This is a genomic window from Nostoc sp. CENA543 (assembly GCF_002896875.1).
Taxonomy (GTDB): domain Bacteria; phylum Cyanobacteriota; class Cyanobacteriia; order Cyanobacteriales; family Nostocaceae; genus Trichormus.
Map to the genome: position 1 here is coordinate 4920033 of NZ_CP023278.1, position 17614 is coordinate 4937646.

The window sequence follows — 17614 nt, forward strand, 5'->3', positions numbered from 1 at the left end:
GGCTTCCAATTAAAAAAATATACTATCACTTTGATGGCAAGGGGGCAGGGGGCAGGGAGCAGGGGGAAACAGTTGTTTTGAAGAAGATAAATCTGGATAGTTTATTTTCTGGAAGTCCCTAAACTAGCGAAAAGGAAATTGATAAAAACAGTATCTATTTTCCTTGCTTGTCGGGTTTTTGATGAATGTTAACTTAATGCTGCTGGAAAAATGCTAAATTCATTGAGAGATATTGCTGCTAATATCCACATTGAGCCTAACTTTTGTATATATCATCCTAACTATCAGCCATTTGCTTTGCCAACAAAAGTAGCAGATAGATTTCAACAAAATTCACCTGATCTACAATATAAATATCTCAATTTATTATTAAGAAATTTCCTTTACGGTATCTATTACAACGGTGCGCTACAAAACAGTTTAGCTGTTGATGGTAGTAATAATAATTATCAAGTACCTCACAATTTAGCCACTAATTCAGTTGTTGATATTGACTGGGAATTTTACGAACAACTGCAAGCCAACAATCATGGTAAAGGTTATTTTGATCCCAGTTGGGAAGTGCTGCGAAAAGAGCCTGATGGTAGTATGGCAGTGGCTAAAGATGGGTTAACTTTATATATTGAGCCTGATTGTCATCTCAAACCAGGAAAAAAATCTGCCCAAGTCGGGGAATCAGTCGCAATTTGGATGCCGAATAATCGCTTGCAAAATGGCTATTATTTAGCTGTGAGTGATGTAGGACAACAGCAAGGTAATCCAGATGTCAATTTAGGCAGTGGGAGAATCTATTTTAATTTTAGTGCAGATGGTGCGATCGCGCTGATGGATAGTCTCACCCAACAACTCAACGTCCATACTATTCCTTTTACCTTTCAAGTGCTTTATAACCCCAGTGCCTATGAACGTTATGATGCTGGGGTACTCTACTTTGAGAGTCACGACTATCCAGCAATTCACAAAATTTTGCAATTTGTTTACCAAGAAAATCAAGCTTATTTCCGTCCAGAAATCCCCTTATTTACCAAGTTTCTAGCACCAGGTTTAGGGTTAGCAGAAGAACCAACTCAAAAATTTACCGCACAAGAAAGTTTTGGGATGAATCGTTGTCAAATCTTAGCAAATGCGTTGCTAGATGCTTGGCAAACAGGTAAAAATGCTGTGGAAGAAAGAATGAAAGCTATTCAGCAACATTTTCAAGATCATGCCATTGATTTACAGCGTCCCTACCTCAACCCTACTTCTCAAGATATATATTCACCCATCAAGTAATTTGTATTGACATTGCAGTAGAATTAACCATAAGAGCAGGCTTGATACCTGCTATTTTTTTATTGTTGAAATTTATTTATGTCTTTTAGTTATCATCGCACTGTCCATTTTCAAGATACAGATGCGGCTGGTGTAGTCTACTTCGCCAATCTCCTGAGTATTTGTCATGAAGCCTATGAGGAATCACTGAACAAATCAGGGATCAATCTTAAGGACTTTTTTACTCATCCTCAAGTGGGTTTCCCCATAGTTCACGCTAGCGTTGATTTTTTGCGTCCTATATTTTGTGGAGACAAATTATTAGTGAATTTAATGCCCCAAAAAATCGGGACAGAAAAGTTTGAAATTAACTATGAAATTTTCTCATCTGAGGTAGCAGTAGCTAAGGCAATAACTCGCCACGTTTGTATTGATGCCAATACCCGCAATAAGCAAGCATTACCCACTAATATTATCCATTGGTTAGAAAGAAATCGCCGAGAAATAGAAGAAGCAGAAAGAAGAAAAGCTAGAGAAGTTATTTCATAACGAGAATTGAGAATAGCTTTGAGTTACCAAAGTCTTCCAGATGTTGGAAATCTTAATCAACTTTATGGTTAAGCAAAAATTCTGTAGCTATGATTTGTAATGTTTGACGATTAATTTTACCTTGGGTGTTACGGGGTAAAGTATCTAGAGGAATCCAGTATTTAGGGATTTTAAATTTGCTGAGTTGATTTTTGAGTGCGTTTTTCATATTTTCCGCACTGACTTCTATATTTTGAGGAACGTAAATCGCTGTTAATGCTTGTCCCCAATCTTGATCAGGCACACCAATTACACACACATCACTAACCATTTGTGTTTGTAGGATAGCGGACTCGATTTCTATAGGATAAATGTTTTCTCCACCGGAGATAATTTTATCGCTATTACGTCCTACTATTTTTAAATAACCTTGTTCATCCAAAAAACCTAAATCATCTACAGCAAAATTATCTTGATCATGCCAAAAATTGGGGTAGTAACCAAGGGCTAAAGATTTAGCTTGAATGGTAATATGGCCTATTTGATTAGCTGGTAAAACTTCTCCTTGATTGTTGCGAATCTTAACTTGAGCATGGGGAAGAATTTGACCACTACTAATTTTACCATTTAGAAAATCATCAGGTTTAAGTGTAGCAATTTGAGAAGCTGTTTCTGTCATGCCATAGGTTGGTGCTAAACGGATACTGTGAAATTTAGCTTTTGCTAATAATTCTTCCCACGCAGGCGCACCACCTAAAAGAACAGTTTGGAATTTAGCTAGCCATGTAGTTAATTCTTGATTTTGTAGCAGTCTTTGTAATTGTGTCGGTACTAAAGATATAAAAAATTCTTGAGGATTAATTTGGTAATTGGGGGCTAGTTCTATTGATTTGAAGGAAAGACTCACGAGTTTACCACCAGTAATCACGGCACGCACAAATTGCATGAAACCGCTAACATGATATAAGGGTAAAATACAAAATGAATTAATTTGTTTTAGCTGAAAATATTCTTGAAATCCCTGCACTGATGCTGTGAGAGTTTCCCAGGTGTGCATCGCAAATTTAATTTTTCCCGATGAACCACCGGTGGGGATCATGATTAGGGAATGGGGCATGGGGAATGGGGCATGGGGAATGGGGAATGAAGAATGGAGGAATTTGGGTAAGGTTTCTGTGGCTAAGATAATGTCGGGTTTGACTAGGGTAAATACTTGATCCCATTCTTGTTTTCCCCAATCGGGATTACATAGAAATACTTGACAGTTGGCTGCATAGGCAGCGATAAAACTGGCTAAAAATTTGACTGGTTCGCGTTCAGCTATGATGATTTTTAATGGGTGATGCAGCTGAGATAATTGGGTGAGTTCGGTGTAAATTTTGGTGGCGATTTGTCGGAGTTTTTGGTTATCTTCACCAATTAGCAAATCATGGTGAATTAGTTCTTGAAAAGAAATTTTGTCGCCAAGATTCATAAGTTTTTACAGCCATAAGTTGCTTAATTTAATTTTTCGATACAAGCTATAAACTTTCTCCCCTGCCCCCTGCGAATATTAATATGCAAATTCAAGGCATAACAGCTTATTCTGCTTGAGTAAAAAAGTGATTGATGCCAAAACCAACAGCCCTGTTTTTGTGAGATAATTCTGCTGCTAACTTGAGTGCAGCAAATCTAGCGATCGCAGTTTCAAATACCGATGAAAATACTGCGTCAATTTCATGCTGTTGGCAAAATTTTCGCAGGCGTGAAGGATAACCCGCAATGGCTGGTTTAATCACAAATATTCCTCGCCAACCTTGTTCGTAACAAGTCTTCAATTGTTGGAGTGTGGCGACGGATTCATCTAGGGCGATCGCAGTGTTATAAGATTGACTCAATGCCACCATCTGAAAAAAATCTGTTACAGCTAACGGTTGTTCAATAAATTCAATTTCAACCTGGGATTGGGGATTTTTTTGCCAATGATCACAAGTCTCTAACCATAATTGCGCCTGTTCATAATTCAAGCCACCGTTAGCATCTAAACGCAGTTTGGCAGAGTTGGGTAAAGCTTGTGTCAGTAAATCAAATATTTGGAGTTCCTGACTAATATCATCTACGCCAATTTTCCACTTAAACGTGCGATATCCTTCCCGCCAAAGAGTTTGCCATTGATTTAAAGCTGCTTCCCCGGTGGGGAGTAAGGCACTGTATTGGGAATGGGGCATTGGGAATGGGGCATTGGGAATGAGGCAGGGGGAATGAGAAATACAGTCTACCTTGTCCCCAGTTCCCAGTCCCCATTCTGGAATTTTGAATTTTGAATTTTGTAGGCTTGCCTTCCCGTAGGGTATTTTGAATTGATTCCCCAATACCTCCAACGCCGATTCAAAGCCAAATTGACAAGCGGGTAAATTATCAGGGATAGAAAGAATTGTTGTGGCAGTAATTTCTGGGGGGAGTTGGCGACAGAAATCTAAAGCTTGTTCGAGAGTTTCCGAACCAAACCAACTAATAGGGGCAATTTCTCCCCAGCCGACATTCCCCGTGGAATCACACAATCTGAGAATAATGGCTTCGCGAGTATCCCAAATTCCATGACTAGTAACCAGCGATCGCGCAAATTTCCGCGATATTGTACGAAATTCAAATTGGTACATAGTATTGGAAACTGCGTAATAACTTCACCCTTGCCCCCTGCCTCCTTGCCCTCTACCTTCTCAAAACCCTGCGATCGCAAATCCTACACCCAATAACAAGCAACTCCAAAAATGTACAGCTACGGCGATGAATTTACAGTTGCTGACTTTTTCGGGGTAGTCATGATTTTCTTGGACATGGCGACACAATTTGAAGGCGTAAGGTAGACTTAGCCAGCTAAGAAGCGTCCATACTGGGAAAACTCCCAATAAGACAAACAGTGAGGTGAGTGGGTAAATGCTAGCTGTAAACCAAGTCAGGACTTTTGCACCTGTGGCTGTGCCTAAACGCACAATGGGCGATTTTTTACCGGCGGCGATGTCGTCTTTAACTTGGTGAAAGTGTGAGCAATATAAAATCAAACTGGTGACAATCCCTACAATAATGGAAACAGCTAAACCAGTGAGTGACCAAGTTTTGGTTTGACTGTAGTAGGCGGCGGTGATGCCCAAAGGCCCAAAGGCAAAAAAGCAAAGAATTTCGCCTAAACCTTGGTATCCTAGACGGAAAGGCGGCCCTTGGTACATATAGCCTAAACCGCAGCATAGGAGAATTATGCCAATGACTGTGGGATCTTGTTGCCAAATGGCGATCGCTAATATCCCCAATAAACCTGCTATTAAACACAGGTTTCCTAACCAAAATACTAAATTCTTCTTACCAGTTAAATTCACCAGCGAGTGGTGTTTATTTATATCAATACCTGTCTCTGCATCAAACACATCATTACTGATATTTTCCCACGCCAGAATCAAAATTGCAGCTAAAACAAAAGTAGAAAATATTCCTACATTAAAACTTTTAGTCTCTGCAAATGCTACAGACGTTCCAACCCAAATTGGCATAATAGCTACGCTGTACATGGGCGGTTTAATTGCCGCCATCCATAATTTACTCTTGGGACGGGAAATTTGTTTTGTAGTCATCAGTCCTAATTGTTTAAACTATCAAAAATTTACTCATAATTTATTTAGGCTGAGTGATACGTAATATACTTTCTCTTTAGTTCAGTGTATTAATTGAAAGTTAGCTATCTACTCACTCAAGAACTGAGTAATATGTTACAACTCTTTAACCTCCAGGTGGCAAATTTTACATCTTTTTATTGGTAGACAAAGACTCAGCCCCCCTAATCAGGGTTGGGGAACACCAAAAACAAAGCAAGTCATACTCTGGTGAAATGGTGACTGAATATGCTACCTGTAGAAATACGACCATGTTTAATTACACTTTAGGAAGATAACTTAAAAAAAATTTACTATTTCTAGATTTATGACAGTTTCACCATGTCGTAGTAACTTTGCTGTAAAACAAAAAGACCTCTACCAATTTTTGCTAGACGTTCAAGAAAACTGCCTCAAAAATAATTGTGGGCAAATTGTCAGCATTTCTCTATCAATTGATTTGGTAGATCCTTTGATAGTATTAGATAAATTAGCGCAAGCAAATGAAATAAATTTTTACTTTGAGAATAAAAGCAAAGGCGAGGCGATCGCAGCTATCGACGCGGTGAAGAAAATCCAGATTAATGGTAAAGACAGATTTCATCAAGCTGAGTATTTTATTCAATCTCACCTGAAAAACATCATGACATTTGGTGAGACAAACGCAGATTTTACTGGCCCGCACTTTTTTTGCTACTTTAGCTTTTTTGATCAACACTATACAGATGATTACCCTTTTCCTGCGGCGACAGTTTTCTTACCACGCTGGCAAATTTCTGTCAAAGATGAGCAATGTAATTTAGTAATTAATACTGTTATCAATGATAATTTTAATATTCAGTTATTTTTACAAAAAATTAGCCATAAAATAGAAAATATCCGTTCTTTAAAGCATCATACGCCCACACAAGATTATTTTCCTGCAATTTTCACCCACAAGCCTGTCAAAAATACAGAAACTTTTAAAAGTTCTGTAATATCAGTTTTAGAAAAAATTAACTCTAGTCATCTGAGCAAGATTGTTTTAGCAGATGTTTTAGATGTAAATTCCAATCAGAATTTTAATTTATTTAATTCCTTAAATAATCTGCGAAAAACTCATCCCAATTGTTATATTTTTTCTACCAGTAACGGCAAAGGACAAAGTTTTATTGGTGCGAGTCCCGAAAGATTAATTAGTATTCATCATCAACAATTAATTACTGACGCATTGGCGGGTTCTGCACCCAGAGGGAAAACTCCAGCAGAAGATGCAGCTAATGCAAATCGCCTACTTAACAGCGAAAAAGAAAGACATGAACATTTACTGGTGATGAATTTCATTACTCAACGCCTTACCCAATTAGGTTTATTACCCCAAGTTTTAGCACCACGCCTGAGACAATTATCTAACATTCAGCACCTCTGGACACCGATTAGTGCGATCGTTCCGGCTAATGTGCATCCTTTAAAAATTGTCGCCCAATTACACCCCACGCCAGCCGTCGCCGGTGCAGCCAGAGATATCGCCTGTGCAGAGATTCGCCGTTATGAAAACTTTGAAAGAGGCTTATACGCTGCGCCTTTAGGTTGGGTAGACTCTCAGGGTAACTGTGAATTTATCGTGGGGATTCGTTCGGCTCTAATTGACGGCGATCGCGCTAGACTTTACGCTGGTGCTGGTATCGTCGCCGGTTCTGATCCTGAACGCGAATTTGCAGAAGTGCAACTTAAGCTTCAGGCTTTGTTAAAGGCTTTAGTTTAAAGGTAATCACTGAATGGATACCATAAACAACGTGTACATGGTTGTCTGATTCACATTGATATTATCAATGATAAGGTTTGGATTCAAAGAGATGGTACTAAAACCGGAATTGCGAATGAACTTGTCAGTGCTGGTATTCCGAAAGATAGAATTGTTCTAGCTTTTCACCCAGTTAATGTCAGACTGTATACTGACTTTGCGATCGCTTAGGGACTTCGAGATAAAAAATATTCAAAATTTAGGGTGCATCAGCATAAATAATTTCCGATACCGTTTCTTGATGTAGCTTGCCTGGCGTAGCCATAGATGCACTTTATTCTGTACTGTAGAGACGTTGCATGCAACGTCTCTACATCATTTATTTGGCGCAACTTCATAGAGAATTGGTTATGAGTATAGTTAGGTACTATCGCACTGACACAGCCTACCTAACTGATAGATAAGCTATTTTAGTAATTAAATCTAGAAGCGAAATATTTAAATATCAACTATTTGGCGGATATTTTTCTCAATATCCATGTATTTTTGATGACTAGAACCACCACTATGTAACAGCAGACTTTCCCCTGATTTAAGTATAAGATTGAGTTTGTAGGTAATTTCTATTTTCCCAGTTCTGCTATTGCGCGAACTACTATTTTTCTCTATACAAATGTCAGAGATGTTAATATTCTCTCCACATTGCATTCTCTCGCCAAGTAACCCTTTTCTTCTAATAAAAAACTTTCCACTTTCTTTGTCAAAGCTACACATAATATCATCTGCAAATATTGCAGATATTCCGAAAATTAATAATAATCCTCCAACTGTGTACATTACTATTGTGTTATCTATAACATTTTTAACCTGAAAATTAGATGCTTGAGAATAATTAATAAAATCATTGATTTGGTTAACTAAACTAGATATATCTTCTTCATTATCACCACTAGTAAAGTGTATATCACCATTTTTAGTTAGCAGCTTAATATTATACTCTACTCTCTTGCCGCCACGCACTCTGTAAGTTCTAGTCTCTAAATTAGCTCCTTTTAACTCATTCATCGTGACTATTTTTGGTGTACTTGCTCCCCATTTATCTATCTCTTGAATCTGGCAAATTCCTCCATTAACACTATTGTCTCTCTTGCAATTAAAACTATATATGGTTTTACCAGCGTATAAGACGGGAATAACAATTCCCAGAGATGTAATAATACTGCCAATTATCCAATCTTTTAACGCAGAATTGTGTAGTGTAAGTTTATTAGGAGTGTGTTCTGTAATTCTCATAAATATGCTACTTGAACAGCATTTTTTTCAGTTTTAGCAAGTAGCTTTTTCAGAGACAATGATAATTATACTTATTAAGTATTGGCAAGCAAGATTAAGTAGCACTGACAGTATAATGACTAATTAAACCATCAGTGCCGAAATTCCCAAAGATAAAATTGTTCTCGCTTTCTACCCAGTTAACGTGAGACTGGATGCTGAATTTGCAATTGCTGAGATTTACTCTAAATCTCTATGAGTAAAGGCCTTAGCATTTGCACCAGTGTAAGTAGCAACAATATGTCCATCACCAGTTAATTGATATTTATATGTAACTAAACCTTCCAACCCAACAGGGCCACGGGGAGGCATTTGTTGAGTGCTGATCCCGACTTCCGCACCAAAACCATAACGGAAACCATCAGCAAAGCGAGTGGAACAATTATGAAAAACTCCGGCAGAATTAACTAAGCCAAAAAATGTTTCTACCGTCGCTAAATCTTCTGTGACAATCGCATCAGTATGCCGAGAACCATATTCATTAATGTGAGCGATCGCATCTTCTAAAGAGTCTACAACTTTCACCGCTAAAATCAAATCACTGTACTCTGTTTCCCAATCGGCATCAATAGCATGGGCAATATCAGGTAATATCTTTAAAGTCCGTTCATCACCACGTAATTCCACATCCACTGCTTGCAAAGCGGCGGCAACTTTTTGTAAAAATTCCGGTGCGATCGCTTGATTTACTAACATAGTTTCAATGGCGTTACAAGCCGCCGCATATTGAATTTTAGCATCAACAGCAATCTGCACAGCCTTATCAATATCAGCCGCTTGATCTACATATAAATGACAAATTCCATCAGCGTGACCAAGTACAGGAATGCGAGTATTTTCTTGGACAAACCTGACAAAAGAATTAGAACCTCTAGGAATAATTAAATCTACATATTTATCTAACTTTAAAAGTTCTAAAGTTTCCTCTCTAGTTGTGAGTAATTGCACCACATCAGGACTCACATCTGTTGTTGATAAACCTTGTTTAATCGCTTTAACTATCGCCTCACAAGAGCGTACAGCTTCCTTCCCACATTTGAGAATTACACCATTACCAGATTTAATTGCCAAAGAGACAATTTGAATTGCCGCCTCTGGACGCGCTTCAAAAATAATCCCTAACACACCCAAAGGACAAGTCACACGCTTTAAAACTAAGCCATTATCTAATTCTCGGTGAATCTGCACCTGTCCCACAGGATCAGCTAGCTTACCCACATCCCTCACCCCTGCGATCGCATCTCTTAACTTATGTTCATCCAACTGCAACCGTTTATAGAGAGGCTTGGCGATACCCGCAGCCGTCGCCGCTTCACAATCAGCAATATTCGCTGACACAATTTCATCCTTGGCTGATTCTAACGCTTGGGCAACAGAGGCGATCGCTTGATTTTTTGCCTCAGTCGAGAGAATCGCCAATTTACTAGCAGCTTGGCGGGTTTGTTGGGCAATGTTAGTCAGGGAAGAAGCAACTTGCAGAGTAGTCATGATTCAACAAAACAGTGATTGATAGCACAAAACTTTCAGCTTTTCCCCATCCTATCCTTTTTGTAGGGTGCGTCAGTACGAGGAAACCTGATTGCACAACGAAAATATTCATTCTGACGCACCTTCCTCTCCTATTTTTTTCCAAAGACAAGATTCCTTTGACACCAACAAACCCTATGGCTTAGTGGGTTTCTGGGGCTGTTTTATCAGTCACTTGGTATTAAAATGAATATGATAACCATTTTTATTTCGGTAAATACTGAAATTTTATCTCTTATTAAACCTCACTTACATAATTGTTAACCTTACATCTGGTAGATTTTCGCAGGGATGTACAGGTATTCAGGGATTTAGAATAGTGCTATCGGCACAAGGGCATTCAATGAAACGCTCAAAATTTGAGTCCAGCACCAATCAATTTAGAGAGTCAGTTGCAATGTCATCAACTCCAGCGCAACAGAAAGTGCAGGCTCTTTGGACTGCTTTAGTTTTATTGAGCGTTTTTTTCTGTATAGAACTAGGGGCGGGACTTTGGAGTCATAGCTTATCTCTGTTAGCAGATGCTGAACATATTTTTGCTGATGTAGCCGCATTAGGTTTAGCACTAATCGCAGCCTGGTTATCTCAATCCATATCACAACGCAACATCCTGGGACGCTATCGATTGGAAGTCCTAGCAGCCTTGATTAATGGACTGAGCCTAGCAGCCGTTGCTGGCTGGATCATTCAAGAAGCTCTGGTGCGCTTGCAATCTCCTACCATAGAGATTAATGGTGTACCTATGTTAACAACTGCCCTCATTGGTCTACTTGTTAACGGTTTTAATGCCAAGTGTTTACACAGATGTAGTCATCATGACCTCAACATCCGAGGAGCTTTACTGCATTTGTTAGCGGACGTAGCCAGTTCTGTGGGGGCAGTTTTAGCGGCGATCGCTGTCATCTGGTTAAATTGGACTTGGGCGGATGGAGTGATTAGTCTAATTGTGGCGGTGCTGATAGCCACATTTGCAGCTTATTTAGTAATTCAAAGTGTGCAGTGTTTGCGCGGTCAAATTACAGACATCAACTGTAATTGTAATTTATCACCAGAAACTTGTACTGATGGCGATCGCGAGCAAGCAGAAAAGCTATTATTTCCTACTTTAGAGGAGCTAGTGCGATGATTTCATTACTGAAACGTCATTGGCGTGTATTAGCTGGTTTTATGTTTGGTTTAATAGTGGCAATCCTATTTTCTTTCACCACACCAAACCAACAACCAGTTACTGCCTCAGTGCCAATTCAAAATCAGATTCAGGCACAATCTTTAGACTTCGGTCATCCAGACTTTTACTATAGCCACGAAGAACCCAATTTCTATCAATAATTAAGATTTAACCAAATACAATTATTCCCAAAAAAAGCAAAATATAGGATTCCGTCCTGATTTTTGAACAGATACATAGTGGCCTGGCAAGCCTTAAATATTGCATTAAAAAATCGATTTTATCCGCGTTTATCGGCGTTTATCGGCGTTTAAATTTTTCCAATTTAATGCACTACTTTAGCCTAGACAGTCCACTACATACACTTAGATTTTTTCTCCAAATCAAATCGGTGTCGCGCTCATTTAAATTATTCCCAGACATACTGCAATGATTTCATACTTAGAAAAGTACAGGCGAGTCCTATCACTCGCTATGACGAGCCTTTTTTGTGCCTTTTTTTTGGTATTTGGTAATCCCGGCATTGAATCTGCCTTAGCTGCTGGCAATGGTATTAACGTCATCATCATGATTGGTGATGGCATGGGCTGGAACATGGCTAGAGCCGCAGCTTTAGCTAAAGGCGCGCCCTTTTATACCAGTGGGAAAGGCTCTGGTTTGAGCTTCCAAAATCTCACCGGATATGGATTGGTAACAACATACGGCACAACCATTCAAGCCAGTACACCCGCCGAACCCACCAATCAAAAACACTTCACCGGTAACTCTGCTCTAGATGGATCTAACTCCTTCACAGGACTGAGTAATGTTCGTCCTGGTTTTTCCTTCCAACCCACTCCATTGAATCCAGGCGATCGCGCCGACGGTAATAGCTCACAACCAGGAAACTTAGTTGGTTACGATGTCAGCCAAGGTGGCCCTGCTCCTTGGATTCCTTTATCTCCGGCTAATCCTGGTAGTTACAACAAAGAGTACATCAAATATAGCTATCCCGACTCTGCCAACACCGCCACAACTCTATATACCGGTGTGAAAAGCTATAACAACGCAATGGGGGTAGATGTATACGAGAAAAAATTGAAAACTATCTTGGAAATTGCCAAAGAACAAGGCAAAGCCACAGGATTAGTAACATCTGTACCTATTAGCCACGCTACACCAGGAGCAGCCGCTTCTTACGTTAACCGTCGTAGTAAGTATGACAGTATTTACGATCCCAACAAGACCAACCAAGACAGTATTTTGCAGCAGACATTGTTAGACTTCCAACCCAATGTGCTGTTAGGTGGTGGTCATCCCCTAGATATGCAAAATAGAACAGCTGTCAGTCCGGCTTATGACTATACATACATCACTCAAGACACCTACGAACACCTGAAAAATAATCCAAGTCCTACATCCAATCGCTACGGTTACACCTTCTTAGAACGTGGGACAAATGCTACTCAAACCCTATTAAATACTGCTGCTAACATTGACCCCAATCAAGGCGGTAAACTCTTTGGTCTATACGGTGCGCGTGGTCAAAACGGAAATCTTCCTACAAGTTCCTCTAAGGGTGACTACAGCACCACAGGTTTAGATAACTTCTCTATCTATAGCTCTGTTGTAAGGGGTGGAACTCCCATTACCTGTCCATCAGGGAAAATCATTCCTGGTTCTATTAGTGAGTGTGTTCCGGTTTTAGACGCTAATGGTAATCCAATTAGTGGCCCCAACCCAGATACAGTTAGACCTCTAGCCCTCGGAGAAACAGACGCTAGTTTTGTGGCTAGAGAAGTTAACGAAAACCCCACATTAGCTGATTTAACCAAAGCAGCTCTGAAAGTGCTGGGCAAAGATAAAGACGGCTTTTGGCTGATGGTAGAAGGTGGTGATATCGATTGGGCAGCCCATGACGACAACATGGATAACCTCATCGGTGCAATGAATGATTTCGACAAAGCAGTTCAAGAAGTCATCACTTGGATTAATCAAAATGGCGGTTGGAGCAAGAATTTACTTATCGTCACGGCTGACCATGACCACTATCTGACTCTTAACAATGACTTCGTATCTAAGCTAACTCCTAACACTAATCCTAATTTAGCTAGAGGCTTGAAGTACAACGCCAAAGAAGCCACCTACAACAAACACAACCCCAAAGAAGCAGGTCACTTCTGGGGTTCTGATCCTACTCAAAAATACCTTTGGGGTAGTCACACTAACCGTCCTGTACCGGTTTATTTCCAAGGAGCTTATTCTTCTGCTCTCACACGCTCCTTGGGGCAGAGTGTCAAGTTTACAGATAGCACTGGCAATACTTACACCGTTCCAGGTGTGAGGGGTGTAGTTGACCAAAGCCACATTTTCCAAGCGATGAAAACTGCTTTGACTAGCCCAGCTTCGTAAATATAGGGGTATAGGGGTGTAGGGGTATAGGGGGAAGAAGAGCAGCCTAACCTAACCATTAGGTTAAAAGCACTGCTCCTTGGGGCAACCGAACCGTGTTGGACGGAGACTCAAACCCCACTCAAAACTTTCAACCTCTACAACCTTAAACCCTTAAACCCTTAAACCCTTAAACCCTTAAACCCCTACACCCCTACACCCCTAATAAAAAAATTCTTCTTTCACCAAGGAAAAAAATGATTAACTCCATCCTCAAAAAGCTAGCAGTTGCTACAGCCGGGACGACTCTCATGTTTACCTTGGGAGAAATTACACCCACCCAAGCTGCAAACATTACCTATAATTTCTCTAACGCTGATCAGACTCTCACAGGCTATTTTTCTTTTAACCAAGCGGCTGCGGCTGATCAATTTGTAGAAGTTTCAGAAGGTTTAAAGATTTTTGCTAACTACAATGGCCTAACTTTTACGGAAGCTGATGATCCTATCGCCGCAGTTTTAACAGATTTTGTTGGCAACATTCCCAAGGGACAGGGATTAGGTTTGCAATATGTAGTACCAAATCAATTTTTTGTATTTAGCGAGAACTTTCTCAATGCTGATGCAACTGCAAATCAATCTGTAAACTATACTCGTGTTCCAGAACCAGGTTCTCTGCTGGGTTTATCTATTGTGGGACTAGGTTTATTTTGGGGTAGAAAGAAACAACTTTCTCAATCAATCAATTAAGTAAAACGCCAGATTTGATGTTTTGTAGTTAGGATGAAAGTCCTGACTACAAACTATAATTTTTTTGCCACGTTTTTCAGAATATTCATTGGGGTTTGATGTTTGAGAAGTTCCATTTCAGATGCGTTTCTCACCAGCATTGCACCGGCGAAGCCTAATGAGTTCACAGAAATCGATTGAAAATGTTCTTGCGATCGCGGTACGATGAGCATCCATTCTCGTGTTGCTAGTAAGTTATAAGCACCCGATTGTCTATCACCATCAATTGCACCTAAACCTACAGCTTGCAATAAGTTTTGATAAATCTCTAAAGTTGCCTTAGCACCTGTCAAGGGAGATTCTAGCCACTCTGGATTTAACTTAGCAAAGCCGTGTATAAACGGTAATCCAGGAATAGTGCCAATTTCACCCTCAAATTTAGCCTCAGCTAAAAGCGGTTCTATAGGTGTTTTGATTCCTGAAGGTGTGAGGGGTAGGGGTACTAACTGTAAGTGTTTATGTCGTTGACTTGCACCCGCATTTTTACCTGCGTTATAGAAGGCTAAACCATCCATCCCCGCTAAACAAGCCCACATAGCTGCAAAATCTGCCAGGGTGAGTAAGCTTTCTTGCTCTTCAAAAGCGCGGGTAATAATTAATAAGTGATAGTCAACGACGTTGAATTTATTCAATATACAGACATGAGTCTCTGAGATATCAGCGACAAATAAATCTTGTTCATAGGGTAAGAAGGGATTAAACTCTTTACCACTAGATTGGGTTTGCTTGTCTTGTTGTTTTTTAGCAGTATCTTTACGGACAAGATTAGATAAAATTCGTACCAAAAATTTCACCCCATCCTGTTCGACAAATTCAAATTCTGTTGGTATGGATAGTAGCGCACCGCATTCTAAAGCATGGTGCGTCTGTTTTTTCAGGCTATCCCATAATGTGGCAGGTTGCAGTAAAATTTTTTCGTCAGGCATAGTTGAGTCTGTTTGCTGTATCCCCACTCACCAGATTTTAAGGTGAAATGTGACTCTACTCAGCTCTTACCTATAGAATTTCCTGCCATTGCCATCAAAGCAATGACAGGAAACAAGTGACTAATAACTGTGTTAACAAAATTTAGGGGGTTTAAATCCCCGTTACAACACATAATTGCGAATTGCGTTAGCGTAGCGGGACGTTAGTCCATTGCGAATTGCGAATTGCGAATTGGTTTAATCCCCATTACCAATCATCAGCTTCCGCCTGACGTTCAATTTGCCCAATCGCTAATTTTGCTAAAACTCTCACTACCTGTTGTTCATCGTCAAGTAATGCTTGTAAAGGTTCTAAAGCAGTGCGATCGCCGATTTTTCCTAAAGAGTTAATCGCGGCTTTTCTGACATCTAAGTCAGTATCTTGGAGTGCCAAAATTAGATGCGGTACTGCTGGTAAATAATTTACCTGTCCCAATGCGGCTGCGGCTTCGGTACGAATCAAGGCTTCTGGGTCAGTCAATGCTGCAACCAACAGACTACAGGATTTCTCATCAGATTGTTCTTGGGCTACGTGACCCAATGCCCCAATTACCGCACACCGCACATCTACGGAAGCATCATTTAAGGCTTTGTATAAATAGTCTGCTGCCTCAGAACCAATAAACGCTAATGCCCAAGCTGCATGACCTTTAATATCTTCTGGCTGATTAGATGCTAGTACCTCCAATAAACTCGGTACTGCGGCTTCTCCAGTTCTCGCTAGCGCACCTACAGATGAACCCTTCACTACTGTATCCTCATCATTGAGGAAGGCATAGAGCAAGTTAGGTACAGCTTTCGGGTCGGCAATAATGGTCAGGGTTTTAGCTGCCGCCCGACGGACAACGACATTGCTATGATTTGCTAAGGCATCTAATAGAAAAGGGGTGGCAACTTCGCCAATTTCTCCCAATGTTTCCGCAAACCGCAACCGTACTAGACCCCGTGGATCTCCTAAGCCTTCAACCAACTGTTTTAAAATTTGGTCGCTGACTTCAAAGGTACCCATCGTAATCTGCTCATTGACCCTCTCAATTAGGGCATCGTTCTCCGATTGAATTTGCTCTGTCTTAACTGGCGGGACTGGCTGATCCACTGTTGCAGAGTCGGAGTTAAGTGAGTGATTCATCAGATATTCCTTATGCTAATTACCAGAGGAAAGAGCCGCTTGACGATCGCGCAGTGCTTGGATTTGAGCGTCGATTTGGGCTAAGTTCGGCTCTAAATAAGCCATAGCTTGCGCTTTCATCACTTTGGCGCGTTGTGCCATAGAGAGGGTATCATTCACCAATCTTTCCCGATATTGTTCCAACTCAGAAATAATTTCGGTGAGTTCTTCAGGGGTTGCCTGTTCGATGGGCATGGATTCTTGACTATCAGCCATATATTTATGTGTTTCCTAAAGATGATTAAAAGAAGGTCTATATTTTAAATTTCTATATTTGATCTTCTCAGATTGCGTCACCAATGAGCAAAGCGATCGCACAGACTTTGCAAATTACCAAGCTCCGTTGGGGTGGGTGTAGGGGTGTAGGGGTATAGGGGTGTAGGGGGAAGAACTATACCCCGCCAACCTAACTCTTGGGTTAAAAGCCCTGCATCTTGGGACAACCGTATTGGGTTCTTTTTCAATCCCTGCCCAATACCTTAAACCCTTAAACCCTTACACCCTTACACCCTTAGACCCTTACACCCCTAATGAACATCAATCAATGTCGCCAAAATACTCTCGGATGCCGGAAATTTTCTCCCCTGTAATGTCGAAGGAAATGAGATTGCGGCTTTGATAGGGTTGCTCTCCTATAGTCCCTTGACTAGCAAATTCTAGGGTAACGGTAGTTTCATTGCTGGTGATGCGATCAGGGGGATGGAAGATGAGGCGATCGCCTGTTGCTGTGCGCGCTTGGAGTCTGGCAATTAGCTGCTGTTTATCTTCGTATGTAAAGCCTGTGTCTCGCTGCTTGCCTACCGGCAGCCAGAAAACTACATCATCTGCCAGCATATCGATGAAGGGCCGAAAATCCCCTGTTGCCCATCCTGTAGCTAAATTTTCAAAAGCTTGTTGCGCGATTGGAATGTTTGTCACCTCTGTTCCCCTACCTACTCACGGCGATCGCATATTATAGCGGTTTGGAAATGGTACTTAGCTCAATATTTACTACTATGTTTTTCATCAAGCCATATTTTTTATTACAGTTTGTAAATATTTTAGAAAAAAATGTAATCACGACTGCTTTTTTTCTATTTTTTTAGTGTTTGCAAATACATTCTCTGAATAAAAAAATCTATTTACGCTCTTAATTATGAAAATTAAAGATTATTTTTCAGCACATTATTAG

17 protein-coding genes and 1 pseudogene are annotated in these 17614 nt (G+C 40.3%); 8 read left to right on the forward strand and 10 right to left on the reverse strand.

What is annotated here, in order from left to right:
- Positions 1-210 precede the first annotated feature (210 nt).
- The gene (locus tag CLI64_RS20500) at positions 211-1272 is read left to right on the forward strand and encodes a T3SS effector HopA1 family protein (protein ID WP_103138934.1); all 1062 of its coding nucleotides are present in this window, start codon (positions 211-213) and stop codon (positions 1270-1272) included.
- A 78-nt stretch (positions 1273-1350) separates the two neighbouring features.
- Positions 1351-1800: a thioesterase family protein gene (locus tag CLI64_RS20505; RefSeq protein ID WP_103138935.1), complete on the forward strand. Its 450-nt coding sequence runs from the start codon at positions 1351-1353 to the stop codon at positions 1798-1800.
- Positions 1801-1852: 52 nt separating this feature from the next.
- Here CLI64_RS20505 and CLI64_RS20510 read toward each other — a convergent pair whose 3' ends face one another.
- From CLI64_RS20510 to menA, 3 genes are all read right to left on the reverse strand, one after another.
- Entirely contained in the window at positions 1853-3253 is a 1401-nt protein-coding gene (locus CLI64_RS20510) for a 2-succinylbenzoate--CoA ligase (protein ID WP_103138936.1), read from the reverse strand.
- Positions 3254-3359: 106 nt separating this feature from the next.
- Positions 3360-4418: an o-succinylbenzoate synthase gene (locus CLI64_RS20515; RefSeq protein WP_103138937.1), complete on the reverse strand. Its 1059-nt coding sequence runs from the start codon at positions 4416-4418 to the stop codon at positions 3360-3362.
- Positions 4419-4478: 60 nt separating this feature from the next.
- A complete protein-coding gene (gene menA, locus CLI64_RS20520; RefSeq protein WP_103138938.1) occupies positions 4479-5384 on the reverse strand; it encodes a 2-carboxy-1,4-naphthoquinone phytyltransferase in 906 nt (301 codons plus the stop codon).
- 346 nt (positions 5385-5730) lie between these two features.
- On the opposite strand from menA, the gene CLI64_RS20525 reads away from it, so the two are divergent.
- Together CLI64_RS20525 and CLI64_RS20530 are read left to right on the forward strand one after the other, a co-directional pair.
- Positions 5731-7146, forward strand: a complete 1416-nt coding sequence (locus CLI64_RS20525) for an isochorismate synthase MenF (protein WP_103138939.1) — start codon at positions 5731-5733, stop codon at positions 7144-7146.
- 27 nt (positions 7147-7173) lie between these two features.
- Positions 7174-7356, forward strand: a pseudogene (locus CLI64_RS20530) (element excision factor XisI family protein); the annotation flags it as partial.
- 267 nt (positions 7357-7623) lie between these two features.
- Here the strand turns inward: CLI64_RS20530 and CLI64_RS20535 are convergent.
- Positions 7624-8418, reverse strand: coding sequence for a hypothetical protein (locus tag CLI64_RS20535; protein ID WP_103138940.1), 795 nt, complete (start codon positions 8416-8418; stop codon positions 7624-7626).
- A gap of 219 nt (positions 8419-8637) precedes the next feature.
- Positions 8638-9945, reverse strand: coding sequence for a glutamate-5-semialdehyde dehydrogenase (locus tag CLI64_RS20540; protein ID WP_103138941.1), 1308 nt, complete (start codon positions 9943-9945; stop codon positions 8638-8640).
- A 436-nt stretch (positions 9946-10381) separates the two neighbouring features.
- Between CLI64_RS20540 and CLI64_RS20545 the strand changes: the two genes are divergently transcribed.
- From CLI64_RS20545 to CLI64_RS20560, 4 genes are all read left to right on the forward strand, one after another.
- Entirely contained in the window at positions 10382-11110 is a 729-nt protein-coding gene (locus CLI64_RS20545; RefSeq protein ID WP_225977403.1) for a cation diffusion facilitator family transporter, read from the forward strand.
- On the forward strand, positions 11107-11313 hold the full coding sequence (locus CLI64_RS20550) for a hypothetical protein (RefSeq protein ID WP_103138943.1): 207 nt from the start codon (positions 11107-11109) through the stop codon (positions 11311-11313). Before CLI64_RS20545 ends, CLI64_RS20550 begins: the two co-directional genes overlap by 4 nt.
- A 313-nt stretch (positions 11314-11626) precedes the next feature.
- Entirely contained in the window at positions 11627-13543 is a 1917-nt protein-coding gene (locus tag CLI64_RS20555) for an alkaline phosphatase (protein WP_103138944.1), read from the forward strand.
- Positions 13544-13779: 236 nt separating this feature from the next.
- Positions 13780-14271, forward strand: a complete 492-nt coding sequence (locus CLI64_RS20560) for a PEP-CTERM sorting domain-containing protein (RefSeq protein ID WP_103138945.1) — start codon at positions 13780-13782, stop codon at positions 14269-14271.
- A 53-nt stretch (positions 14272-14324) separates the two neighbouring features.
- On the opposite strand, the gene CLI64_RS20565 is transcribed toward CLI64_RS20560, so the two are convergent.
- The 5 genes from CLI64_RS20565 to CLI64_RS20580 all read right to left on the reverse strand — a co-directional run bounded on the left by CLI64_RS20565 (position 14325) and on the right by CLI64_RS20580 (position 17361).
- The gene (locus tag CLI64_RS20565; RefSeq protein WP_103138946.1) at positions 14325-15236 is read right to left on the reverse strand and encodes a phosphorylase; all 912 of its coding nucleotides are present in this window, start codon (positions 15234-15236) and stop codon (positions 14325-14327) included.
- 247 nt (positions 15237-15483) lie between these two features.
- A complete protein-coding gene (locus CLI64_RS20570) occupies positions 15484-16404 on the reverse strand; it encodes a HEAT repeat domain-containing protein (protein WP_103138947.1) in 921 nt (306 codons plus the stop codon).
- 15 nt (positions 16405-16419) lie between these two features.
- Positions 16420-16659 carry a hypothetical protein gene (locus CLI64_RS20575; RefSeq protein ID WP_103138948.1) on the reverse strand — a complete coding sequence of 80 codons (240 nt, stop codon included), beginning with the start codon at positions 16657-16659 and terminating at the stop codon, positions 16420-16422.
- A gap of 77 nt (positions 16660-16736) precedes the next feature.
- Positions 16737-16907, reverse strand: coding sequence for a hypothetical protein (locus tag CLI64_RS30895; RefSeq protein WP_157943301.1), 171 nt, complete (start codon positions 16905-16907; stop codon positions 16737-16739).
- 73 nt (positions 16908-16980) lie between these two features.
- Complete coding sequence (locus tag CLI64_RS20580; protein ID WP_103138949.1) at positions 16981-17361, reverse strand: nuclear transport factor 2 family protein; 381 nt, start codon at positions 17359-17361, stop codon at positions 16981-16983.
- Positions 17362-17614: the final 253 nt, after the last annotated feature.